Origin of the sequence: Clostridium sp. 2218st1_F5_2218SCRN_220325, from assembly GCF_039062665.1 — a bacterium.
Classification (GTDB): Bacteria; Bacillota; Clostridia; order Peptostreptococcales; family Peptostreptococcaceae; genus Intestinibacter.
Genome location: NZ_JBCLNH010000001.1, coordinates 199,863 through 224,586, shown reverse-complemented (window position 1 = coordinate 224,586; position 24,724 = coordinate 199,863). Strand labels below are relative to the sequence as shown.

Genomic DNA, 24,724 nt, shown 5'->3' with positions numbered 1-24,724 from the left:
GTAAGAGCGTATGTAAACGGAAGACAAATTGGAAACAGTGCAACTGTGAATTCTTATGGAAATTACAAAATAACAATACCGAAGCAAGCAGCAGGAGCAAAAGTAACTGTGAAGATGAGTAAAACAGGATACACAGATATATCAAAAGTTATATCAGTATCGTTAAACACATTCCCGACATTCACAGTCAACACAATAAGATATACTTCGACAACGATAACAGGAAAAGGTCTGAAAACAGCGACAGTAAGAGCGTATGTAAATGGAAGACAAATCGGTAAAACTGCAACTGTGGATGCTTATGGAAACTACAAAATAGTAATTCCAAAGCAAAGAGCAAAAACAAAAGTTGTAATCAATATGAGTAAAACTGGATACACAACAACATCAAAAACTATAGTTGTTAAATAAATTTAATATTTTAGAGTAGTTTATAGAGAAAAAAGGAATACGAAATTGTATTCCTTTTTTTGTGCAAATTTTAAAATTTTCTAAACATAAATTTTGTCCTTTTTTGTGTGAATTATCACGCGGAAAACGAGGAATTTCTCCATTATAGTCCTTTTTTGAATGTAAATATGTTTTTGTTGTAAAACGGGGTACTTGTATGTCGAAAATAAAAATATACAAATCGAATGATAGGATTATTTGACGTACGGTTTATGATATTTGGGTCTTATTAAGGTGATACAATATAATTAAGAGGGGGATCACAAAAAATCAAGGGGGGGTACGTATGAAAAGGAATTTTGCAAGTTGGACTATTTCGATATTATCTTTTGTAATGATGTTTAGTTTTACAGGTTGCTCTCAAAATCAACAATTAGATGATGCAAAAGCAGCCGAAAAAAATGAAATTGTGGAATCTCAAAAAACATCAAACAAAACACTGAAGAAACCAGTCGTAAATTATGCTACGTTAAAAGTGGACAAGACTCAGGCGACAAGCGGAGACAAGGTGAAGGTGAGCGTTAAGATAAAAGACGACGATGATATGCAAAGTGCATACATTTATTACTTGTCAGGAATGACGGACAATCTTCAGATGATCGAGCTTAATTATAATGAAAAAACAAAGTATTATGAGGGGGATATTGAGATTTTAGATAGCAGTGAATCTGGAACTTGGAAGGTTGAAAGCATATTAACTGTCGATAAAAGAAATCGTACGACAAATACCTACAACTCACTTACAGTAAACGACACTACTTTAGAAAATAGACAAGATTTGTCGAGTGGTGATTTTACAGTTAGTAATACAAATCCAGAATACAACGCACCAAAAATAGACATGTCTACATTAAAAGTAAGCCAAAAAAGCGCTAAATTAGGAGACAAAATCAAGATAAGTATTAAGATTACAGACGAAACATCAATTCAAAAAGCAATAATAGTATATAAAAAGCCACAATCAAACAAAAGTGAAACAATTCAACTAACTTATAACGAAAAAACAAACATGATGGAAGGATATTACACTGTCAGCGAGACAAGCGAAAGTGGAATTTGGAAAATTAATTACATAATTGCCCACGATACAAACTACAACTCACGAACTATAAATTGTGATTGGGGCGATGAAAACGATTTGAAGTATTTTGTAAATGGTGATTTTACAGTTGAGGAAATTGAGGAATAATAGATAATTTTTAATAATCGAAAGCGGGAGGGGAGAGATTCCCGCTTTTGTTTTGCTAAAATAATAAATTTTATAAATAGCGAAAATAATAAATCTGTAAATAGCTTATAAATTTCACAACATAGTATGTCTAAATTAGTGTATACTATATACAATGACTAGAAGGAGAATTTACATATGAACTTAGCAATAGAAAAATATAAAAAAATAAGACAAGCCCAAGCAAATGGAGCGAGAACGATAGACGATTTAAAAAGAATGACTGATATAGTTATAGAAAATGATGACGAAGCAAAAGAAATGGAAGCAGTGTTAAAAAATGCATGTAAATGTAGAAATGTGTCTGTAGAAGAAGTTGCACAAGCCGTTAGAAATGGAGCAGACACAGTAGAAAAAGTTACAGCAGCAACTGGTGCTGGAGCAGATTGTGACAAATGTAAAGGTGGAGTACTTCAAAGTATCATAAAAAATAGAGGATAATATACAAACGAGTTTATTTATTATAAAATCATTACAAATTGGACAATAGGAGGACGACATGCCACAAATAAAAGTAAGAGGAATTAACGAAAACGACATTTGTAAAATAAGCGAAAAAATGGTCGATGAATTAGTAGAGGCAGTAAAATGCCCAAGAGATTATTTTGAGATAGAATGTATAAAATCTGTTGCTATAAGAGATGGCAAAATAGCAGATGTATACCCATTTGTTGAGGTTGCTTGGTTTGATAGAGGTCAAGAAATTCAAGACATAGTTGCCAAAATAATAACTAACAACATAAGAGAAAATCTAAATATAGAAAGCATGGATCTTGCTTTTACAGTTTTTGAAAAAGAGAAGTATTACGAAAACGGAGAGCATTTCTAGATAGGAAATAGCAATAGGAAAAACCACATCTTAGGACTTAGGATGTGGTTTTTTAATTTCCAACCTATTAACTAAAGCAACGGAATCTTTGATTCGTTGGCGCCATGAGCAAAGCGAATTTTAAGCAACGGACAAAGTCGTTGGCGCCATGAGCAAAGCGAATTTTTTATTAATAACTTTAGCTAGTTTATGAGATATTATCTTCAAAATGGAAATACCTTAGGTGATTTGCTTTCTAAGAAGAAATATATTTAATAATGTATAAGATGCAGTATGTATTTTATTAAAACTAATAAATTTCATCGATATAAGTTTTGTTTGTCGTAATATAATAGCCTGATTTTAATTTATACATATTTGTGTCATTTCTCTCGACCAAATCGACTACTGTGAATATATCTCCGGCTTTTGCCACCCCAGCAATGCTTGAGGTTTTAAAATTTGGGTGTTTTCTATAGTTTACGTCTTTTTTGACTTTTATCATCTTTGGCAGGGGAGAAGTTGAGCTATTTTTTATGTAGTCAGGAGAGGTGCAATTGATGATATTATCAAGGGTGATTTTGCCTGACTTTAAGTTATGGCAATCAGTTTTAAATTGTGTCATTTTATGGGGATTTTTGACCATATAAATTGGGCACAGTTTGTAAGCTTTTCCGACGACATCGGTGTGGGTAATGATGTCAGTCTTGCAGTCAAGCCCCTTATACTGGCACAACCACGCGCACAAGTGGACCATGCTTTTGTAGGTTTCGTCAGTATAGTGATTGTCCTCACCTGTTGTGGCGACTTCGATTGCGATGGCGTACTTATTGGCGCTGTTGGTCGCATAACATTGCTCGCTAGTTGGGATTAATTGAAAAATTGTTCCGTCGAGGTCGATAACATAGTGGGATGAGGCATAGACATATTTCCCGTTGACCTTGTACCCATTTGCGACAACATTGTTAAAATATGACACAGTTCGCCAGCTTTCCACATCAGCCTGACCAGTATAGTGAATAGCAATTTTCTTTGTGATAAGAGTAGTACCCGGTCTGCCAAATCTATTTCTTTTTTGCCATTTTTCGATTATTTTCGGTTTGCTGAGCATAAATTACCTCCTTTATATATGTAGATTTATATATTCATATTTATATGATTATATTTATAATAAATATATTTACTTTAGGCACAATTTTTACTTTACCTAAAAAGGGATTTCATCATTCCCAGCGATTTCTGTGACGCTTGGAACTGTGTCAGATGGTGTAATTGCAAAGGGTGGAGCAGTTACAGTTTTAGGTGTTTGACTTATGTTGCTGGAATTTTTACTTGAGGCTAAATCACCAACTAAATTAGATTTAGAAGTTGAATCAGATGTAGAAAGTAAAGATTCAGAAGCAGTAGCATTAGCAGGGATTGGGTTATTTGTACCAGAATTATTCCCATCACTAGATCTATTTGGTGAGTGTAGTTTTGTTATAGTATTTGCGACTACTTTGGCGAAAGTCTTGTTATTTCCGTCAGAATCGACATATCTATCTATATGTAGACTGCCATCAACTGAAACTAGACAACCTTTTTCGATATAAGTCGCACAGTATTCTGCCTTTTTGCCCCAAATTTCAACAGGGATAAAGTCAGTGACGACTTGGCTATCTTTTCTATAACTGCGGTTTATTGCTAGCGTAATCTTTGAAATTGCAACACCTGTGTTAAAAAATCTAAGTTCTGGATCAGCTGTCAGCCTTCCTATTAATATAACTGAATTCATAAAAATACCTCCTTACAAATTTTTATAATAATTAAATTTTGAAAAGTTAAAGCGTTTTAACAAAAGCTGCCTTGTTCGTATGTTGGTTCATATCCAAAGTCTTTTTGAAGTTCTAGCTCGCCTTTTGTGAAAAATCTTTTTCTTTCTGATTTGAACTCTAAAAGGGCGCGTTTTTTGATTATGCCGGTGATTCTGTTTTTTAGGATGAGCGCATGGGTAAACGGCTTGCCATCTTCACGCGTCGTCTTAAAGATATAGTCTGCCAAGTTGGGTATTTCGCTTGCACCTGAGATTTCAAAAACGTGCGGCTCTCTATTCATAAGCGAGCTTTTGTTGGAATGGGCGACTAAAATGACGACGAGATTGTACTTTTTTGCTAGGTTTTTCAATGCTTTTACAGCTATGATTTGTTTTTCGTATTTGTCAGAACCGCTGCACTCTAGAGTCATCAAGTTGTCCAAAATAAATAATTTGACATTTTTCTTAATCGCCAAGTACTCAATCGCATTTGCTAGATTTATCTCGTCGGCCCTTGCCTCTTTGGAGTAAATAAATAATTTGTCCTTGGTCCAGTTGCTAATCATCTCAAAACCTTCATCACTAAGGCGCACATATTGACCGAAATTGTTGGTACAAATCGACAAATGTTTAGTATTTGCAACAGTTTTTGAAAACCACTCCATAATCATTTGGTAAGTAAGCTCGCCGGAATACAAAAATCCATTGAACCCTAAACTGAGCGCATTCGCCAAAATCTGATTTAAAAATGTACTCTTACCAGAACCAGGCTCACCAGTCACAACAGTAAGTGTGCCAAAGTTAAGCCCGCCGCCAGTAACATTGTCAATTGATCTAAATCCAGTTTCAATCGCACCTGAATTCTCAGTTTTGAGCGAAATTGTAGATGCATCAATAAACAAATCATTGACATTAGTACACTCCAAAAGCGTTGATTTTAGCTCATCTGTGAAGTTTATTAAGGCGCTTGTATCCATAGATTGAATATTTGTTCCGGCTTGTAAAAGCATATTGTGAATATAGCGTTTCATAGCGAGGTTCTTCACAATTTTCATGTAGTAGATGATGTTGTCAGCAGTCGGAACAATGGTGATAAGGCTCGAAATATAAGCAACACCGCCGATTTCGTCGAGAGTTTTGTCATTTTTCAACTCATTTGAAAGAATTATTAGGTCAATTTCCAAGTCAGAATCAGACAATTTTTTCATACACTTGTAGATGATTTTGTGCTTATCGAGATAAAAATCACTACTAGATAAATTTACCTCATTGCCCTCGGAGATAGACTTAGGCTCGATTAGAATTGCACCCAGAATACTTTGTTCAGCCTCGATATTGTAAAGCTCCATAAAAATTCCCCCTTTAAGATTAAATAATCACAAATAAGATTAAATACTAAAATAAGACTAAATACTCACAAATTAAAATTTAAATATCTTCAAAACCAACAAGAGAATAAGAACCATAGATGCTGTTTATAACTATTGAATTTTCAACGTTTTTTGAATTATGACTAGATACAAAATTATCCCTGCGATTAGATATAAAACCATTACGATTAGCCCCAAAGCCGTCTTTACAGTTAGATGAATAGTCACTGTGATTATACCCAAAGTCGTCTTTGTAGTTAGTCGCAAAACTACTGCGATTATATCCAAATCTATCCTTGCAGTTAGGCACAAAATCACTGTGATTATCTAAAAAACTGTTGTGGCTGTTATCGAAATTAGGCATAAATTTATTTTCTTCGTAGTTTTTTCGGCAAATTAAGCGGTCGTATTGCTTTCTAAGATTGCTCGGATTAAGGATTTGGCAACTCCAAAAAGCACTTTTTGTATGAATCCACTTGATTAATTCAGACACCTCTTTTAGATCTCTATGGTCAAAATTTAAAATTGCATCAAAAGTTCTAGCCCAGTTTCTCATATTAGGCATTTTGAAGTTAGGGTTATTTTTTCGAATGAGACTTAAAAGCAAATCTGATAACGATTTAGACGGATTTCCCTTTTTCGCGCGTATGTCTGATATAGTAGATTTATTTAGTAGATTAATCTTTTGGTCAGGTTTTTGAACCGGGATATTTGGTTTTTGGTCCGGAACATTTGGTTTTTGAACCGATGGGTTCGGTTTTAAATCAACTGGGTTGGCGCAAGAATGCACTCTATTTTCACTCAGTTTTAAATCATCAAAATCAGAAGAAATCGAATTTTCGTTGCATAAAAAATCATTATCGTCCCAATTTTCGCTATGATCATATGGAAAATTATCATCTTCAAAATCATATTCATTGATACAGTTACAAAGTTCTATATTATTCATTGAATAAATAGAATCATCATCAAAATACGACATATTTTTATTATAAGTAGAATAGTTTTTATAAGATAAATTTATAAGTTTTGAATAGTTTTTGCCAAGTGCAAAGTATGAATATGTGCCAGAATTGTATACAGTTGTTTTTTTCAGAATTTCAGCGTCACAAAGTCTGCGAAGTCTTCTATAGATGGCGTCTTTTTTAACATTTAAGATAGGAAATTCGTCAGTGATAGCCTCGTAAGATACCCAATAATATTTATCGCCTTTAAGTGTTTTTGTGATCATTTTACCAGAGTTTTTAAAATCAGTAAACCATCTCAATATGGCTAAATCACCCATAGAAAGCCCAAGTTCACATGCTCCTTTTTGAAGAAATCCCATTACTGTATATCTCATAAATTACATCCTCCTTATAAAAATAAATTTCTCCCAATTAAAAAATAGATAAACTCCCCCAGATTGTGGGGGAGGGGGTGCTTTGGGGGAAGCACCTAATTAGTAGGTTTTAATTATAAAATAGAGTTTGCGCCTTATTGTTTTGTAGCTTTAAGATTAATTATGTTATTTGAAAGCTTGTTGATGCTATCTGTTAGGGTTTCCAGCTTGCTTTCAAGCCTAATTAGTAGATAAATCGACACAGCAACTGGAAAACCGACATTAGCAATTAAAGTTTCAATAATCTCCATATAGTGACATTCCTAAAGAACTAAGTCATATTCTGTCGTATTAGTAGTGACAATTTTAGCCTCAACAGCCTCAACAAATGCATAATCATTTTTCTTAAAGATGTTTTTTTCTACGATAAGCTCCATAGTTGTCTTGATTTCAGTTTCGGTAATGTTGTCTTTTGGATCGTCTATAGAGATGCTGACGTTTTTACCGACTGAATTTTTAAATACCATTACGAGTTTTTTTGTCTCTGTCATAAAAATTCTCCTTTCTTTTTATAGTGGGGAAGTCGAAGTGACTTCCAAAGTGAAAATTATTCAGATAAAGTAGAGTTGTCTAATCTGACTATGTTGTAGACTTCGTGTTTTTGCAGTGCAGCAATTGCATTTGCAACATCTAACACGTTTTGATTAGTTGCAGCAGGGTCCACAAAACCAAAAGTTTTAGTACCTTTGATTTGTTTTGAATTTTGGTAAAGCCCTTTATCCAAATATAACTTCAATGATGATAAATTTTTAGTCGCTATAACTGCCATAAGTTAACCTCCTTTGTAAAAAATTTATGAAATTATAGCCTAGTATAAAAGATAAGCTATAAAACCAAAGCAAATTTATAGAGTGTTGGGTTTATTATTTATAGATAGTTGAATTTACTATTTTGTTTTAACTTATAAAACTTATAATTTGTATAATTAAGCATTTTGTTTAAACTTTTTATGAGTTATCTAATTAAGCGTTTTGTTGAAAAATGCTCTTTCTATCATAAGTTTTATATCATGTTGTCTTCTTACTTTAATAATAGCCAAAGTGATACTACACTTTCCAATAAAACACTTGAAAAAAATAAATTGTTCAAAAAGTTTTTTCAAAAGTTGAGGAAAATATTTAATAAAAATACTGTAAAAATTTATTTTTTTATATCAAATAAAAGCAAAATTATATGAAAAATGTAGTAATTTCAAGCAATACAAAGAAATATAATGTCGTGAAAATATATTGCGGTAATCGAACATATGTACTATACTATGAAATATAGACATACAAAATAGACTAAGAATTATAAAATATACAAGTATAAATACAGACTCAAAATGGCGGACAGTAAATAGTTAAGTATTTTTGATTTATGAAAGGTAGGGGTAGGCTTATGGATAGCGAAAATAAGAATATAGCTGAGTTTGATTATGATTATAAAAAGATCGTACCGCCGCGATTACACCGTTTTTATGAGATTATAGGAAAAGAAAAATACGAAGAAGTGTTAGAAGTATATGGAGGCAATCCACTTTATTTAAACCAAAAAGAAAGCTATGAAAGAGAGCTGAGAAATTGGAATATTTACAAAGATTATAAAAATGGCATGGAGTATTTTGACCTTACGTCAAAGTATAAGTTGAGTGTAACGACAATTAGAAATATTACAGCACAATGTCAAAAAAAAGAGAAAAACGGAAATAATGAAGAAAAATGACTACTGGGTTAAAAATAATAGTGAAAAATGACAAAATTAAACACAAACCAGATAATATATAATTTCCTTAGAATTGAAAAAGCCAACAACTTGCATATAACAAGCTGTTGGCTTATATAATAACTACCTTAACTTAATCTAAATCTAAATAATAATCCTCTTCATCCCACAAGCTGACATTATAGCAAGCATAAGCCTCATCTATTATTTTCCCCGAATATTTATTATTCGAAGATTCATACTGACTATAATGGCTAGCGAGTTGGGAGACATAGTCGCTTTGATCTGTTTGATCTTCAGATTTTTCTTCTGATTTAGTATCAGATTCGTCTGTCAGTGATTTAAATGTAAAATCACATAGTTTTTTTAATAACCCTTTCACTTAATAATTCTCCTTTGTATTTGAAATTTCCCTCACTACATATTATTATATAACAAAATTTTGTCATAAAATGTAAAAACTTCTGCATATAGCAATTTAGTTTATCATAAATTTTATAAAATTTATACCCAATTTTTTATTTAGATTGAAAATTTTAGAAAAAAGTAATAAACTAAGTAAGGAAGAAACATTTAGAGGGGGTAAAATAATGAAATATAATACTATTTACGAACTAAATGAAAGGGGTAGAGCGACGATTTGCCCGCAATGCAAAAATGAAGACATAGCGGATGATGCAAATTATTGCGAAATTTGCGGTGCATCTTTAATAAATAGATGCACAAATACAGAGTGCAACACTATCGGAAGTGGAAAGGCGAGATTCTGTAAAGAGTGCGGAAGTGAGACAGAATTTGGGAAAAGAGGTTATCTAAAACCTTGGAATACTGAAGGCGAAATAGAAATAATAGACGAGATTGTAGAAGATGAAATAGAAATAAATATGGACGAATTAGAAGATAATGAAGAAAACATGGTAGAAATCGAAATTGCGCATGATGATGAGTTCGACAATGAAGAAGACGAAGCGCCAGAAATCGACCATAGCATTTTAGGTGATTTTGGAGCTGTATACAGCCAAGATGATGACGAAGAAAATGACGAAAACGAGGAAACTTACGATAGATTCCAAGAGTTCAGTTATAAAGGTGGAGACGAATTTTTCGAGATATTCTAAAATATATATTTAAAATATGACGTATCAAGTCGAATGTATAAAATACAGCGCGTGATATGACAAATAACGATATATTACATAGCCCATGTCGATATGATACATAATTAAATAAATAAAAAAACTACTCACATATATAAATATGGGGGTAGTTTTTTTAATTTTAAGCAATGTACGAAGTCGCCCGCTCATGAACGAAGTGAATTTCAAGCAACGTACAAAGCTGCGGCCGATTTTAACCAAATCAACCCCTTGTAGGATTATAAAAATACCCCTATTATGGTATAATCTAAATAAAACGAAAAGGAGTTGAGAATATGAGAGGATTACTAGATCCAAAGATGGATTTCGTATTTAAAAACATATTTGGAAGCGAAAAACACCCAAATATCCTGATATCCTTCCTAAATGCAACTTTAAAACCGAAAGATTTAATAACAGCAGTTGAGATAAAAAACACAGATTTAAATAAAGGATATATAGAAGATAAATTTTCTAGGTTAGACGTGAAGGCGACGACTAGCAACAATGAGATAATCAACATAGAAATTCAGCTAAAAAATGAATACAACATGATAAAGAGAAGTCTATTTTATTGGTCTAAACTTTACTCAGAGCAACTTAATGAAGGCGAGGATTATAGCGTTTTAAAAAGAACGATTTGCATCAATATACTAAATTTCAAATACTTGAAGACGAGAAAATTCCACAGCGGATACAGATTAAAAGAAATCTACAGCAATGAAGAACTTACAGATGTGGCGGAAATTCACTTTATAGAGATTCCGAAGTTAGAAGAGGGAACTGACGAAAAAGACATGCTTGTTGCGTGGATTGAATTTTTAAAAAATCCAGAAAGTGAGAAGGTAAGAAGTCTTGAAATGAGTATTGATGAAATCAGAGAGGCAAAAGACGAACTTATCAGAATGAGTAATGACGATACCCAAAGAGAACTTTACGAAATGAGGGCAAAAACTCTAAAAGACAAGATAAGCGCATTAAACGAAGCCGAGCGAAAAGGAATCAAAAAGGGTAGACAAGAAGGTATTAAAGAAGGGCTGCAAAAAGGAATTCAGGAAGGCGAAAAAAGTAAAGCAATAGAAATCGCAAAATCCCTAATAAACATAGGATTAGACAAAGAAACAATATCAAAATCGACAGGGCTAGATTTAAACGAAATAGAAAAGTTGATGTCAAAATAAAAATACCCCTATTATGGTATAATCTAAATAAAACGAAAAGGAGTTGAGAATATGAGAGGATTACTAGATCCAAAGATGGATTTTGTATTTAAAAACATATTTGGAAGCGAAAAGCACCCAAATATCCTGATATCCTTCCTAAATGCAACTTTAAAACCGAAAGATTTAATAACAGCAGTTGAGATAAAAAATACAGATTTAAATAAAGGATATATAGAAGATAAATTTTCTAGGTTAGACGTGAAGGCGACGACTAGCAACAATGAGATAATCAACATAGAAATTCAGCTAAAAAATGAATACAACATGATAAAGAGAAGTCTATTTTATTGGTCTAAACTTTACTCAGAGCAACTTAATGAAGGCGAGGATTATAGCGTTTTAAAAAGAACGATTTGCATCAATATACTAAATTTCAAATACTTGAAGACGAGAAAATTCCACAGCGGATACAGATTAAAAGAAATCTACAGCAATGAAGAACTTACAGATGTGGCGGAAATTCACTTTATAGAGATTCCAAAGTTAGAAGAGGGAACTGACGAAAAAGATATGCTTGTTGCGTGGATTGAATTTTTAAAAAATCCAGAAAGCGAGAAGGTAAGAAGTCTTGAGATGAGTATTGATGAAATTAGAGAGGCAAAAGACGAACTTATCAGAATGAGTAATGACGATACCCAAAGAGAACTTTACGAAATGAGGGCAAAAACTCTAAAAGACAAGATAAGCGCATTAAACGAAGCCGAGCGAAAAGGAATCAAAAAGGGTAGACAAGAAGGTATTAAAGAAGGGCTGCAAAAAGGAATTCAAGAAGGGCTGCAAAAGGGAATTCAGGAAGGCGAAAAAAGTAAAGCAATAGAAATCGCAAAATCCCTAATAAACATAGGATTAGACAAAGAAACAATATCAAAATCCACAGGACTAGATTTAAATGAAATAGAAAAGTTGATGTCAAAATAAACAAACAAAAAAGTAGGGCAAGACCCTACTTTTTTACTCCAAATCTATTTATTTTCCTTATTAAACCATTCAAGCATTGATGTTTCGTATTCTTTTGGAAGCATATCGTGATACATTTGATCATATAACCATGCCAATGTCTTCGTGCTTAAATATTTTTTCATTTGATTTTCCGCTTCAAACATCACAGCTTTAATCACACAAGGACATTTTGTAGGATTCCTTGGTGGAAGGTCCTGTTTTGCAAGCACGCTATTTTGCATGATATCAGCGCAGTGGAAGAACGGTTCACTCCCTTCAACAGCCTCAACTATATCACAAAACGTAATTTTATCAGCACTACGGGCTAATGTATATCCACCTTTTACACCGGGGACAGATTTCACAATTCCTGATTTGCTCAATTTTGCGTATATTTTTGACAGATACGTTTCCGAAATTCCTTGAAACGTTGATAAATCCCTTATCCCTATTGATTTACCATCTTCCATATTTACCATATACAATAAACAATGTATTGCATATTCAACTCCAACTGAAAATTTCATTTATCATGCTCCTTTAAAGATAATATAATAATCATACATTATTATGAAGTTTGATTCAAGGTAGATATATCCACATAAAGCACGAAAAAAGATTTATATTATGAAAATAAGTAAAAAAACAATAAATATATTGAATATAAGTAATCTAAAATAATTTTCATCAAAATTTTTAACACAGCACAAAATTAAAGTTTAAAAATAAAAAGAGTGGGTATGATTATACTATTTAGATAAAATAAATAAAAACAATCTAGATAATAATAAAAACTAGATATAAACCAAACATAAACAATAAATCCAAAATACCTACAATATATAAAAATTATGATTGACATATCAGCAATATTATTATAATATAATTAAAGATAAAACTTATCGACGATTAATTTTATCTATAATAAAAACGCAAAATACGATATTTGCAAAAGGACTCCCTTTTAAGCTATAAAATAGCTACCTTTTGTAAATAAACTTTATAAATAGAATTTTGATATAAAAAGATTGCTAAACCTAAATGTGTCACTTGCCAAAGACCTAAAAAATAATATATCAAAAATAGCTTAGATAAAGTAAAATAGTTGGATATTATACATAAAAATACTCCCTTGAGATATCAAAGGGAGTATTTTTTATTATGGACGCAGATTCCATTGGTTTTATTGGCGATTGGACTTTCTATTTTAGCTATAGATAACATATTTTTTAATAGAATATTTCCTATATTATTAGTAATAATCTTTATATGTCAATTAATTTATAATTATATAAAATGGAAATCGCATTCATCAAAAGAACAAATGACCAGTATTACCATAAAATACCTGGCAAATGTCGAAAAAAACTTGGTTTTTATTGCAAGAATCGACAAAAAACGCTATAGCATATGTAGTATTATATTATCAAAGGCAAGGGAATACGATTTTTAGGGGATTGTATGAAATTGTTTTCATAATTATAACGCTATTGGGAGTGGGGTTATAATTTTTCGGGGAATATAAAATCGGAATTATAAAAATCATAAAATCAAAACAATTATTAAAAATAATTACTAAAACATGTATTTTAAACTGTCATCGGGGACAAAATAAATACAAAACGCAATCATAAACTTAAACGGAAATTAAGTCAAAGCTATACTTACTAGCTAAATTTAAAAAGTTATTGTAAAAAGAGGCTAATCGCAAAATTAAAACGCGATTAGCCTCTTTTTGGTATGTAATTTAAATTAAATACCCTGTCATCATAATGATAATAAGTATCCATAGCAATGCACCACCACCAATTATTAATGAGGTGCTTCTACGTTGTTTCTGTATTTAGTCATAACGTCTTTGAATAATTCAGAAACAGAAGGTGGTGTCCAAGTTATAGCATTTGCACCAGCTTCGATAGTTTTTCTTATACTTTCTTCTGTTGGACCACCTGTAGCTATTATCGGAAAATCAGGGTAATCCTTTCTAATTTTTGCTACTATTCTAGGTGTATCAGCAGAAGCAGATACATTAAAGATAGTTGCGCCTGCATCTATTCTTTCTTGTATATTTGTTTGATCGTTTACAATTGTAACAACAACAGGTATATCAAGGCTATCAGATAATGCTTGAACTACGCCGTTTGATGTTGGAGCGTTTACAACAACACCGATTGCGCCCTGTAACTCAGCATTAGTTCCTAATAAAACTGAACGCATCCCTTTTGTAAGACCTCCACCAACTCCAGCAAAGACTGGTATGTCAGAAGCCATAATAATAGATTGTGTTATTATTGGCTGAGGTGTAAATGGGTATACCGCCATAACAGCATCTGCATTTACATTTTTTATGATAGCTAAATCAGTCGAAAACACAAGCGATTTAATTCTTTTGCCAAAGATATTTATCCCGCTACATTCTCTAATGACTTCAGGAACACGTAAAAAAGATTTTCTAAGTGTACCGTCAATTGCTTTTGGTCTTTTTTTCATTGATAAAAGCCTCCTTAAAAATTTGATATTAAAAACTTTTATATCTTTCTATTATAAATTAGAAGTAAGAATTTTTATAGATTTTATTTTTAAAATTATATAATTTATTTATGAATATTATGTTAATCAATGTTAAACGACAATTTTCTACTTTATATTACAAATTTTTTCAAAAATTTTAATCCAGTAATTGACAAAATTATTTCACTATATTATTATTGTAATAATACCTAAAACCAAGTGTATTAAAAAGAGTTATTAGTATTATTTGTTATCTTGATAATAAAAATACAACTGGAAAAATAATGCATCTTTGAAAATTAAATAGGAGGAGAGATATGAACACAAAAAAAATCGCAGCTACCATAACTCTTGTGGCAATGGTCACGAACTTGTCTGTTAGCACAACTAGTGTTTTAGCACATGAATTAACTAACAAAGATGAAGTAACAAACACATCAAGTAAAATTATTCAAACAAGTCAATCAAATGGCACAAATGAAAATGACACTGAAAAAGAGTCAAAACAAAATGTATCGAGAAACGTTACAAATAGCCTAAAAGCAGGAATTAAAAAATTTGCTAAGACTGATGGGAAATTTGAAGAGGCTTATAACAAGGCATTCAAGGTTGATAATTCTGAGATTACAAGTGTTAGAAGTAATGATGGTTCTTCAACTGAAAATCTTATGAAAGCGTTTGACGACGATACGCAAACATGCTGGTCTTCTAGAAGATTAAACAGCGATACTTTCACAAATGAGATAGTTGTAACATTAAAAGAGTCTATGAAAATAGACACAATGATTTACGGTGGTACACCATATTGGCAAAAAGGATATGCAGAAGAATTTGAAATCTATGCATCAAATACTGATGATGGTGACGACTTTAAATTAATAGCAGTCGGAGAGCAAGCCGCATGCCACGACATAAAAGAAATAACATTTAAACCAACTGAATTAAAAAGATTTAAGTTTGTATACAAAAAAGGTAACTTAAATCAAGCAGCATCATCTGTTTTCTGGTTATACAAACATGATGAATTAAAAAACACTGTAGATAATCTTTTTACAGATGGGACAATGGTAAAACTAAAAGATGAATATAACAGCGAAGAGGCGATAAATGCTTTAGAAGAAAAAGTAAACAAACATCCTTTAAAACATCAATTAGTTAGCAATATTGAAATAGCAAAAGAGCTTTTAAAGGAAGAAAAGGATTTTTCTGATAGAACATTCACGCTTACACAGTATGGGAATACTCATGAAAAAGCAAGAAACCAATTAGGTATGTCTAGATATGGGACAGACTTACAATCTACAGGTATAGTAGGAAGACCAGGACAAGTATTTAAAGTATTTGTAGAGGCAGAAGACGGTGCACCACTTCCACAAATCGTATTTTCTCAACAAGAAGGTCGTTTTGGACATTGGAAACAAGAGTACCAATTAAAGAAAGGTCTTAACGTTATAACAGTACCTGAGATTTATAACGATTCATGGAGTCAAAAACCTATAAAAGGTGGACCTGTTTATTTAATGAATAGATATACACCACAGCAACAAGGGAAAGCTCCAGTAGTTCGTATAGAAGGTGGAGAAGAATTCCCATTATATAACTCTGGTGATGACAAAGCTGAGTTCTTAGAAAAATTAAAAGCATACAAAGCTAAATTAGACAAAGACCCAGCAAATACAGTAGACGTATATGAATTTAATACAACAAGATTTATGTATACAGGTACTGCAAAAGCAGCATACCAAGTATATGTAAATGAAGGTGTTGATGTTGAGGAAAGTGTTCAAGTATGGAACACAAGAATCCAAGATGCGTTTGAGCTTTCTGGATTAAAAGATGATCCATCTGACCCAACTAACGACTCAACAAACGTAAGAACATCAATAAGACTTATGCAACCTTATGGGGCAGCATATGCAGCATCAGACCATATAGGTGTGCAAAGACACATACAAGAAATAATATTAAGAACTGACCAAGACAGCATAAACAGCATACTTTGGGGTATGATTCATGAAGTTGGGCACCAATTAGACATAGCGACTAGAGAATGGGGCGAAATCACAAACAACATGTACTCAAACAACGCTTATGTTAACGATGGTGCAGGCGATAGAGCAGCATACAGCAAAATACACAATTTATTAGCTCCAGACGATTCATCAGTAAACTTTAACAATCTTGATGGAACTATACAATTAGGGATGTTCTGGCAATTACAACTTAAAAAAGATACATATTGGGCAGAGTTAGACTCACTTTATAGAAAAAATAAACCAAGCGTTAATGGTGAACAACAAAAAAGAGACACATTAGCACTTTATTCTTCAGAAGTCCTAAATATGAATTTGACAAACTATTTTGAAAAATACGGATTTACATTATCAGATAGTTGTAAAAAACAATTAAAAGAGAAATTCCCAAATGATTGTGAAAAAATCTGGTACTTAAATGGAAACGCATTAAGCTACGACGGAGAAGGTTTCAAAGGTAAAGATACAGGATTAGAAGTATCTGTGTCTAAATCTTCAAAAGGCGTAAAATTAACTATGAACATAGACAAAGATGTTAAAAATGACTTACTTGGATATGAAATAATCAAAGATGGAAAAGTAATCGCATTTACAACATCAAACAGTTACACAGACTCTACTGAAACAAACACAGACTCAGATGTAAGTTATGAAGTTGTTCCTTATGCTTTAGACTTAACAACAGGAGATAACGTTGGAGTAAGTACATTAAGTCCAAGCATAAGTGTACAACAAAGTTCATTAGTATTAAAATTAAATGATAAATTTAATCCAATGGACTATGTTAAAGGTTATACCCATTTAGGAGAAGAAATAACATCAAATATAAAAGTTAAAAGTGATGTAGATACTAAAACTCATGGTAACTACACAGTTACATACACATTAAACGACAACGGACAAACTACAACAAGAGTAGTTAAAGTAGAAGTTGTAAGTGATTATGACTATTTATCAGACTTTAACTGGGAATCTACTTCAACAGCTTGGGGAAGTCCAAGAAGAAACTCTAACATATCTGGTAGAATAAACGGAGATATCAAAAAATTTGAAAAAGGTTTTGGTATACATGCAAATGGTAAAATAGTTTACGATTTATCAGACAAAAACTACGACAGATTTGAGGCTTTAATTGGTATTGATACTTCAATCCAAGAAAACGACAAATCAAGCGTAACATTTAAAATAGTTGCAGACGGTAAAACTGTAGCGACTACAAGTGTTATGGGCTATTATGACAACATGATAGATGTAAATATACCTGTAAGCGGAGTTAAAAAATTAGAAATACAAGTTTATGACGGTGGAAACGGAAATACATGCGACCACTGCATAATAGTTAATCCAAAATTAACAACAAACAACGGAAAACCGAGAATAACTGCACAAGAGAAATTCTTAAAACTTGGCGACACATTAGACCCAAGAAAAGACGTTAAAGCTCACGACCAAGAAGACGGAGATTTAACATCACAAATACAAATAATCTCAAACAACTTTGTAGAAAACAAAGTAGGTAGATATGAAGTTGTATATGAAGTAACAGATTCAAACAACAACGTTACAAGAACAACAGGATACGTAACAGTATCAGAAGATTATAAAACAAAGAGATCTAGATATGGTAAATTCAGCAATTTACAAGCATATAACGACGCATTTAAATTACCTGTAGTATCTATAAAAAATAATGCAGGACACTACGGAAGCAGTAAAATACAAAATGCACTAGATGGCAACATAAACACTCACTGGGAGACAAATACACCAAACAGTTCTACATTTAAAAACGAAGTAATATTCGACTTAGGTGAAGTACAAGAAATAAGCAGAATGGCTTATGGTGCAAGACGTGATGCATACAACAAAGGTTTCGCATCAAAATTTGAAATATATGTATCTACAAGTGAGTCAGGAGATGACTTCTACTTAGCAGGAAGTGGTTCATACACAACAGGTTCTACTAACGATTTTGTAGAATTTAAAATGAGCAATGTAAGTGCAAGAAGAGTAAAATTCAAATTTGTTGAAGCTCGCGAAGGATGGGCAAGTTTATGTGAAGTAGCATTCTACAAAGAAGATAAATTATCTGACAAAATAGAAAGCTTATTTACAGACGAAACAAAAACAGACGTAGCAGAAAGTTACAACACATTAGAAAAACTAGATGCTTTAAGAAAAGAAGTAAAAGACCACCCAGCATACGACATATTCAAAGTTGAATTAGACAATGCTGAAAAAATAATAAAAGCTAAATATCCAACTATAAACGTTGAGAAATTAACAGCAGTAGACAAAGACGCTGAGTTTGACTTAATGGCAGATGTTGAGGCGACTGACCAAAAAGACGGAAAAATAACTTCAAGCGTAGTAGTAGAAGATGGAGGATTCTCATCATCTAAAATAGGAGAATACACAGTAAAATATTCAGTAACAAATACATTAGGATTAACTACTGAAGTAGAAAGAAAAATAATAATAACAACAAATGAAGATACTTATATATCTGATTTAGATTGGAAATCTGCAACAATAGGTTGGGGAACTATAAGAAAAGATAGATCACTAAACGGAGACGCTATAAAACTTTTAAACAAAAATGGCGAAGTAGAAACATTTGAAAAAGGTATAGGAACTCATGCTCACTCAGAAATAGTTTATGACTCAACAGAATACGACATATTCGACACATGGGTTGGAATGGACCAATACGTAGCAGGAAGACCTGCACCACGCGTTAAATTCAAAGTATACGTAGATGGAAAATTAAAAGCTGAAACAGATTTAATGAAAACTGATTCACCAAAACAACACATAGTAGTAGATGTTAGAAATTCTAAAGAAGTTAAATTAGTAGTAGAAAATGGGCCAAACGGAATGAATGCAGACCATGCTGACTGGGCTGATGCTAAATTCAAAAAGATACCTAAATTTGATACAACAGAACTAGAAAAAATTCTAGAACAAGCTAAAGAATTAGACTTAAACAACTACACACAAGAATCTATGGAAAGATTAGAACAAGCTATAGAAGCTGGTGAAGAAGCTATGACTTCTAAAGACCAAGAAATAATCGAAGCAGCTATAGAAAACCTAACAAGCACAATAGATTCATTAGTAAGAGTAAACTTAAACGAAGTAGTACAAATAAGAGATGAATATCTTAAAAAAGCAATCCAAAAAACACTTAACATTTCAGGCAATGTAACAATAGGTGATATGAGAAAACTTACATCACTTAAATTGTCAGAAGTAACAAGTTTAGAAGGATTACAACACGCGATAAACTTAGAATCATTAAACATAGAATACAATGAAATAAGAGACTTATCGCCACTAAAAAATCTTAAAAAATTAACAAACTTACAAGCAAGCCCTCTAGGTGGCTTAGTGTCAGGACGTATCTATCCAGTAGATAACAAAGCGACAATAAACCTAGACGTTATAAATAGACAAGGAGTAAAACTATCTCCAAAATCTATAATAGTAAAACACAACAAAACACATGAAATAGTAACATTAGACGCAGCACAATACACAAAAAATGGTGTAGTTACACTAGATACAACAACTTTCGATAAATATCTTTATACAATAACACTAGTATACGAAGATACTTACGATAACTACGTATCACAATTTATGTTTATGCTTGACAATAGATAAACTAATTGATTAATTAATGTTTATCCTAAATAATAGAGAAGTCTAATATTATAAAAATGATATCTAAACGTGAATAAAGATATCAAACTTAAGTAAATAAAAGTCATAAACAATAAAGATTAGAATTTAAAAACTAAAATTTAAAAACTAAAAACTAAAGGAGACTATCACAAAATATTTTGGAGATAGTCCCTCTTTATTCAAAAAAATAAACTAGGAGTAGGGTATGTTTAAGAAAAAAGTAGCAATACTAACTTTAGTATCAGTTATTTCAAGCTTTTCAGCTAATACAACAGCAGTCTTAGCACATGAATTAACAAAAAACGAGGAAAAAATATCAACACAAGAAAATTCAGCAGATAATAACGAAGAATCTAAAACAGCACAAAACTTAGAAACTTCACAAGAGGAAGAAAAGTCTCAAGAACAAGAGAAATCTCAGACAGAAGAGTCTAAAGAAACATCACAAGATTCTCAAGAAGAATCTACTGAATCAACTGAATCAACAATAACTAAAAAAACTATAACTTTAACTCAAAACGGAGACACAAAGGCGAAAGCCAGAGAGAACTTACGCATGGTTTCTTTCGGTACAGATTTACAATCAACAGGTATAGTGGCGAAGCCAGGAGAAAAAATAACAATTTATGTTGAAGCGGATGACAATGCACCACTTCCAAGAGTGGCATTCACTCAACACGAGGCACATTATGCAAACTGGATAAGAGAATATCAACTACAAAAAGGGAAAAACGTGCTTACTGTTCCTGAGATATACAGCACTTCTTGGGAAAATAAAACCGTAAAAGGCGGAGCCTTATATTTAATAAATAGATATACAAAAGAGCAACAGGGCGCAGCCCCAGTCGTTACAATAGAAGGAGGCGAAGCCTTCCCAACATACAAAGAAGGTGACGACAAAGCACAATTTATAAAAGAATTAAAGGCATACAACCAAAAACTAAAAGAAGACCCAGACAACACAGTAGATATCTTTGAATTTACAAGTAACAGAATACTTTACACAGGAACAACATCAGCAGCATATCAAGTATATGTAAAAGAAGGCGTAGACATCCTAGAAAGTGTAAACAATCTAAACGGACAAATTCAAGATGCGTTCGACTTCTCAGGACTAAAAGACGATCCATCAGATATAACTAACGACTCAACAAACGTAAGAACACCAATAAGACTTATGCAACCTTATGGATTAGCATATGCATACGGAGACCACGTCGGAATCCAAAGAGACTACGAACAATCAATGCTTAGAACAGACTTATCAAGTCTAGGCTCTGTAATATGGACAACAGTCCACGAAGCAGGACACCAAATGGACATAAGCGCGAGAGAATGGCCAGAAGTAACAAATAACATGTGGGCAAACAACGCACACATAAAAAATGGCTTCCAAGACAGAGTCAACTACACATATTTATACAAATACTTAGCACCAGAAAAATCACTAAGAGGATTTGACACATTTGACTATTTCCAACAACTAGGGATGTTCTGGCAGCTACAACTTAAAAAAGATACATATTGGGCAGAACTAGAAACACTATACAGAGAGAGAAAACCAAGCCCAAGAGATTATCAACACAAAAAAGATATCCTAGCTACATATTCTTCAGAAGTATTAGGCATAAACTTAACTTACTACTTCGAAAAATACGGATTTACACTATCAGACGAGTGCAAACAAAACCTTAAAAAATACCCAGACTCAAACGAAAAACTATGGTATTTAAATAGCACAGTTATAGGATACACTGGATCTGGCTACACTAACACAGACACAGGATTAGAGCTTTCAATCTCAAAAGTAAAATCAGGTGTAAAACTAAGTATGGCAATAAACAATAGCAAAAAAGATGATCTACTTGGTTACGAAATACTAAAAGACGGAAAAGTAATCGGATTTACATCATCAAATACATACATAGACGAAAATGCAACAGACGACAACGCACAATACGCAGTAATTCCTTACGCAAAAGACTTAACTTCAGCAAACAAAGTTGAAATTAACTCAAAAATGCCGAGCATAAGCATCCAACAAGAGAAAATAACTCTAAAAGTAGGAGAAAAATTTGACGCAAAAGCCTATGTAAAAGGTCTTACTTACACAGGAGAAGACATAACATCAAACATAAAAATAGAAAATAACGTAAACCCTAACAAAAAAGGAAACTACACAGTAAACTACGAGTTAACTAACGAAGGTCAAACTACAATAAGAAATATTGAAGTCGAAGTAGTAAGCGACTACGACTACTTATCAGACCTTTCATGGGAAACAATAAAAACAGCTTGGGGAATACCAAGAACAAACACAAACATCCAAGGTATGGTTCACGAACAAGTAACTAAATTCAAAAAAGGTATCGGAATCCATGCAAACGGAAAAATAACATACGATTTAAGCGACAAAGACTACCAAAACTTTGAAGCATTAATAGGTGTAGATACAGCAGTAGGTCAAAACGACTACTCAAGCGTAACTTTCAAAATATCAGCTGACGGCAAAACTCTAGCAACAACAAACGTAATGCACTACGGAGACAACCTAGCGTACATCAACGTTCCAGTAGCAGGAGTAAAAGAATTAGTAATCGAAGTTTACGATGGTGGAAACGGAAACGCATGCGACCACTGCATAATAGTTAATCCAAAATTAACAAAAAACAACGGAACACCAAAATTCACAGGAGAAGATAAAATCGCATTTAACATAAACGAAGATATCGACATCCTAAAAGGAATAAAAGCAACAGATGCCGAAGACGGTGACCTAACAGAAAACATACAAGTAGAAACAGACTATATAGAAGGAAACACAGGAATATTTAACGTAAACTGCTTCGTAACTGACAACGATGGCAACAAAACAACATTCAAAAGAACAGTAGTAGTATCAGAAAAAGAAACATACTTATCTGACTTAAACTATGAATACGGAACAATAGGCTCAGGCTACATAGGAAAAGATAAATCAGTAAGAGAAGAAACAATCCAACTTCTAAACGAAGACGGAACATACCAAGAATTCAAAAAAGGTATAGGAACACACTCTTACTCAGAAATAGTTTACGACTCAACAGGTTACGACATATTTGACACTTGGGTAGGCCTTGACAAATTCGTCTCAAACCAAGAAGCATCAAGTGTAATCTTCAAAGTATACGTAGACAACGAGCTAAAAGCACAAACAGGCTTAATGAAATCAGATTCGCCAAAACAACGTTTAATAGTAGACATAAGAAACTCTAAAAAAATAAAACTAGTAGTAGAAGAAGCAGACAACGGCGACACTTGGGACCACGCTGACTGGGCAGATGCCAAATTTAGAAATCTTTCAGAATTTGACTTAACAGAATTAGAAAAAATAATAGAAGAAGCAAACTTACTAGATCTAAACAATTACAGTGACGAATCAGCAGAAACTATAAAAAACGCAATACAACTTGCACAAAACACACTAAATTCTAACAACCAAACAAAAATAAATAAAGCAGTAGAAACACTAAGAAATGCAATCGACACTGCAGTAGAAATAGACCTAAGTCAAATAATACAAATAAAAGATAAAACACTAAAACTAAGCATCCAACAAGAACTTGGACTACCAGGCGAAATCAGACTAGGCGACATAAGAGAACTTACATCACTAAACGTTCAAAACAAAAACATAAAAACACTAGAAGGACTACAATACGCAGTAAATCTAGAAACACTAAACATAAAAAACAACGAAATAAAAGATTTATCGCCACTAAAAAATCTTAAAAAACTAAATAATTTACAAGCAGACCCACAAACAATAAACGAAGACTGGTTTTGGGCAAAAGGCCAAGGCGTAGAAGTAGACTTCAACATAACAAACAGAAAAGGCCAAAAACTAAACCCAACATCTATAGTTATAAAAGACAATAGAACATGGAAAACAACAACACTAAACATAGAAGAATGTACAAACAACAACGGAAAAATATCATTCAGTACACAAAACTTCTACAAAGGAATACACACACTTTATCTAACATACCAAGATAAAGACGACAACTACAAAACAGAAATAACATTCTTAATAGACAACAGAGAAAAATAAAACACAAATAGCTAACTAATTAAATTAAAATAAAATAGTTAACTAAAAAATAACACAAAATTATACTTCTTAAATATTAACAAATAAAAAAAGACGTGAAGAAAAATGCACCCGACAGCTGCACAAACTTCACGTCTTTTATTGTATTATTTTTATATTATTTAATAATGATTAATTGATTAATTACGTGATTAGTTGCTTAGTATTACTTTATTATTGTAACTATCGTATTATTTTACTATTTTTATATATATGACTCTATTTAATAACTTTGTGATAAATGTGATAAATTTTCTCAATTTATAAGGGATTATAAGGGAATATTTATTACTAGATGAATAATTATTATTTGTATTTAATATTTAATAT

20 protein-coding genes are annotated in these 24,724 nt (G+C 32.3%); 10 read left to right on the top strand and 10 right to left on the bottom strand.

Annotation, left to right across the window (positions count from 1 at the left end; translation table 11 throughout):
- The 4 genes from ABCM86_RS00990 to ABCM86_RS00975 form a co-directional block, all read left to right on the top strand.
- Positions 1-411 (top strand): Ig-like domain-containing protein (locus ABCM86_RS00990; protein WP_343003270.1); only part of this gene is annotated, 411 nt, incomplete at its 5' end.
- 325 nt (positions 412-736) lie between these two features.
- Positions 737-1,639 carry a hypothetical protein gene (locus tag ABCM86_RS00985; RefSeq protein WP_295675480.1) on the top strand — a complete coding sequence of 301 codons (903 nt, stop codon included), beginning with the start codon at positions 737-739 and terminating at the stop codon, positions 1,637-1,639.
- 177 nt (positions 1,640-1,816) lie between these two features.
- Positions 1,817-2,119: a (2Fe-2S)-binding protein gene (locus ABCM86_RS00980; protein ID WP_195928806.1), complete on the top strand. Its 303-nt coding sequence runs from the start codon at positions 1,817-1,819 to the stop codon at positions 2,117-2,119.
- 58 nt (positions 2,120-2,177) lie between these two features.
- Positions 2,178-2,507, top strand: a complete 330-nt coding sequence (locus ABCM86_RS00975; RefSeq protein ID WP_195928808.1) for a DUF1904 domain-containing protein — start codon at positions 2,178-2,180, stop codon at positions 2,505-2,507.
- 289 nt (positions 2,508-2,796) lie between these two features.
- On the opposite strand, the gene ABCM86_RS00970 is transcribed toward ABCM86_RS00975, so the two are convergent.
- The 7 genes from ABCM86_RS00970 to ABCM86_RS00940 all read right to left on the bottom strand — a co-directional run bounded on the left by ABCM86_RS00970 (position 2,797) and on the right by ABCM86_RS00940 (position 7,798).
- Positions 2,797-3,597, bottom strand: a complete 801-nt coding sequence (locus ABCM86_RS00970; RefSeq protein WP_343003269.1) for an N-acetylmuramoyl-L-alanine amidase — start codon at positions 3,595-3,597, stop codon at positions 2,797-2,799.
- A 96-nt stretch (positions 3,598-3,693) separates the two neighbouring features.
- Positions 3,694-4,260: a single-stranded DNA-binding protein gene (locus ABCM86_RS00965; RefSeq protein WP_343003268.1), complete on the bottom strand. Its 567-nt coding sequence runs from the start codon at positions 4,258-4,260 to the stop codon at positions 3,694-3,696.
- Positions 4,261-4,316: 56 nt separating this feature from the next.
- On the bottom strand, positions 4,317-5,627 hold the full coding sequence (locus ABCM86_RS00960; RefSeq protein ID WP_343003267.1) for a DnaB-like helicase N-terminal domain-containing protein: 1,311 nt from the start codon (positions 5,625-5,627) through the stop codon (positions 4,317-4,319).
- Between the two features lie 79 nt (positions 5,628-5,706).
- Entirely contained in the window at positions 5,707-6,990 is a 1,284-nt protein-coding gene (locus ABCM86_RS00955) for a hypothetical protein (RefSeq protein ID WP_343003266.1), read from the bottom strand.
- A gap of 134 nt (positions 6,991-7,124) precedes the next feature.
- Entirely contained in the window at positions 7,125-7,280 is a 156-nt protein-coding gene (locus tag ABCM86_RS00950) for a YvrJ family protein (protein ID WP_195928818.1), read from the bottom strand.
- A 12-nt stretch (positions 7,281-7,292) separates the two neighbouring features.
- Entirely contained in the window at positions 7,293-7,520 is a 228-nt protein-coding gene (locus ABCM86_RS00945) for a DUF2922 domain-containing protein (protein ID WP_343003265.1), read from the bottom strand.
- Between the two features lie 56 nt (positions 7,521-7,576).
- Entirely contained in the window at positions 7,577-7,798 is a 222-nt protein-coding gene (locus tag ABCM86_RS00940) for a DUF1659 domain-containing protein (protein ID WP_343003264.1), read from the bottom strand.
- Positions 7,799-8,409: 611 nt separating this feature from the next.
- Between ABCM86_RS00940 and ABCM86_RS00935 the strand changes: the two genes are divergently transcribed.
- Positions 8,410-8,733 carry a Mor transcription activator family protein gene (locus ABCM86_RS00935; protein ID WP_195928823.1) on the top strand — a complete coding sequence of 108 codons (324 nt, stop codon included), beginning with the start codon at positions 8,410-8,412 and terminating at the stop codon, positions 8,731-8,733.
- Positions 8,734-8,866: 133 nt separating this feature from the next.
- On the opposite strand, the gene ABCM86_RS00930 is transcribed toward ABCM86_RS00935, so the two are convergent.
- A complete protein-coding gene (locus tag ABCM86_RS00930; RefSeq protein WP_195928825.1) occupies positions 8,867-9,115 on the bottom strand; it encodes a hypothetical protein in 249 nt (82 codons plus the stop codon).
- Positions 9,116-9,323: 208 nt separating this feature from the next.
- On the opposite strand from ABCM86_RS00930, the gene ABCM86_RS00925 reads away from it, so the two are divergent.
- The 3 genes from ABCM86_RS00925 to ABCM86_RS00915 all read left to right on the top strand — a co-directional run bounded on the left by ABCM86_RS00925 (position 9,324) and on the right by ABCM86_RS00915 (position 12,010).
- The gene (locus ABCM86_RS00925; protein WP_195928827.1) at positions 9,324-9,851 is read left to right on the top strand and encodes a zinc ribbon domain-containing protein; all 528 of its coding nucleotides are present in this window, start codon (positions 9,324-9,326) and stop codon (positions 9,849-9,851) included.
- Between the two features lie 314 nt (positions 9,852-10,165).
- Entirely contained in the window at positions 10,166-11,050 is an 885-nt protein-coding gene (locus ABCM86_RS00920) for an Rpn family recombination-promoting nuclease/putative transposase (protein WP_343003263.1), read from the top strand.
- Between the two features lie 51 nt (positions 11,051-11,101).
- Entirely contained in the window at positions 11,102-12,010 is a 909-nt protein-coding gene (locus tag ABCM86_RS00915) for an Rpn family recombination-promoting nuclease/putative transposase (RefSeq protein ID WP_343003262.1), read from the top strand.
- A 44-nt stretch (positions 12,011-12,054) separates the two neighbouring features.
- Here the strand turns inward: ABCM86_RS00915 and ABCM86_RS00910 are convergent, their stop codons facing one another.
- Positions 12,055-12,558, bottom strand: a complete 504-nt coding sequence (locus ABCM86_RS00910; protein WP_195931821.1) for an Rrf2 family transcriptional regulator — start codon at positions 12,556-12,558, stop codon at positions 12,055-12,057.
- Positions 12,559-13,843: 1,285 nt separating this feature from the next.
- A complete protein-coding gene (locus tag ABCM86_RS00905; protein WP_195931820.1) occupies positions 13,844-14,521 on the bottom strand; it encodes a hydrolase in 678 nt (225 codons plus the stop codon).
- A gap of 338 nt (positions 14,522-14,859) precedes the next feature.
- Here ABCM86_RS00905 and ABCM86_RS00900 point away from each other — a divergent pair, with 338 nt between their 5' ends.
- Positions 14,860-20,241, top strand: coding sequence for an NPCBM/NEW2 domain-containing protein (locus tag ABCM86_RS00900; protein WP_343003261.1), 5,382 nt, complete (start codon positions 14,860-14,862; stop codon positions 20,239-20,241).
- Positions 20,242-20,467: 226 nt separating this feature from the next.
- On the top strand, positions 20,468-24,355 hold the full coding sequence (locus tag ABCM86_RS00895; RefSeq protein WP_343003260.1) for an NPCBM/NEW2 domain-containing protein: 3,888 nt from the start codon (positions 20,468-20,470) through the stop codon (positions 24,353-24,355).
- Positions 24,356-24,724: the final 369 nt, after the last annotated feature.

Bases quoted from the DNA above. Each gene is read 5' to 3' on its own strand.
- ABCM86_RS00985 (WP_295675480.1), top strand. From the start codon at position 737: ATGAAAAGGAATTTTGCAAGTTGGACTATTTCGATATTATCTTTTGTA.
- ABCM86_RS00980 (WP_195928806.1), top strand. From the start codon at position 1,817: ATGAACTTAGCAATAGAAAAATATAAAAAAATAAGACAAGCCCAAGCA.
- ABCM86_RS00975 (WP_195928808.1), top strand. From the start codon at position 2,178: ATGCCACAAATAAAAGTAAGAGGAATTAACGAAAACGACATTTGTAAA.
- ABCM86_RS00970 (WP_343003269.1), bottom strand. From the start codon at position 3,597: ATGCTCAGCAAACCGAAAATAATCGAAAAATGGCAAAAAAGAAATAGA.
- ABCM86_RS00965 (WP_343003268.1), bottom strand. From the start codon at position 4,260: ATGAATTCAGTTATATTAATAGGAAGGCTGACAGCTGATCCAGAACTT.
- ABCM86_RS00960 (WP_343003267.1), bottom strand. From the start codon at position 5,627: ATGGAGCTTTACAATATCGAGGCTGAACAAAGTATTCTGGGTGCAATT.
- ABCM86_RS00955 (WP_343003266.1), bottom strand. From the start codon at position 6,990: ATGAGATATACAGTAATGGGATTTCTTCAAAAAGGAGCATGTGAACTT.
- ABCM86_RS00950 (WP_195928818.1), bottom strand. From the start codon at position 7,280: ATGGAGATTATTGAAACTTTAATTGCTAATGTCGGTTTTCCAGTTGCT.
- ABCM86_RS00945 (WP_343003265.1), bottom strand. From the start codon at position 7,520: ATGACAGAGACAAAAAAACTCGTAATGGTATTTAAAAATTCAGTCGGT.
- ABCM86_RS00940 (WP_343003264.1), bottom strand. From the start codon at position 7,798: ATGGCAGTTATAGCGACTAAAAATTTATCATCATTGAAGTTATATTTG.
- ABCM86_RS00935 (WP_195928823.1), top strand. From the start codon at position 8,410: ATGGATAGCGAAAATAAGAATATAGCTGAGTTTGATTATGATTATAAA.
- ABCM86_RS00925 (WP_195928827.1), top strand. From the start codon at position 9,324: ATGAAATATAATACTATTTACGAACTAAATGAAAGGGGTAGAGCGACG.
- ABCM86_RS00920 (WP_343003263.1), top strand. From the start codon at position 10,166: ATGAGAGGATTACTAGATCCAAAGATGGATTTCGTATTTAAAAACATA.
- ABCM86_RS00915 (WP_343003262.1), top strand. From the start codon at position 11,102: ATGAGAGGATTACTAGATCCAAAGATGGATTTTGTATTTAAAAACATA.
- ABCM86_RS00910 (WP_195931821.1), bottom strand. From the start codon at position 12,558: ATGAAATTTTCAGTTGGAGTTGAATATGCAATACATTGTTTATTGTAT.
- ABCM86_RS00905 (WP_195931820.1), bottom strand. From the start codon at position 14,521: ATGAAAAAAAGACCAAAAGCAATTGACGGTACACTTAGAAAATCTTTT.
- ABCM86_RS00900 (WP_343003261.1), top strand. From the start codon at position 14,860: ATGAACACAAAAAAAATCGCAGCTACCATAACTCTTGTGGCAATGGTC.
- ABCM86_RS00895 (WP_343003260.1), top strand. From the start codon at position 20,468: ATGTTTAAGAAAAAAGTAGCAATACTAACTTTAGTATCAGTTATTTCA.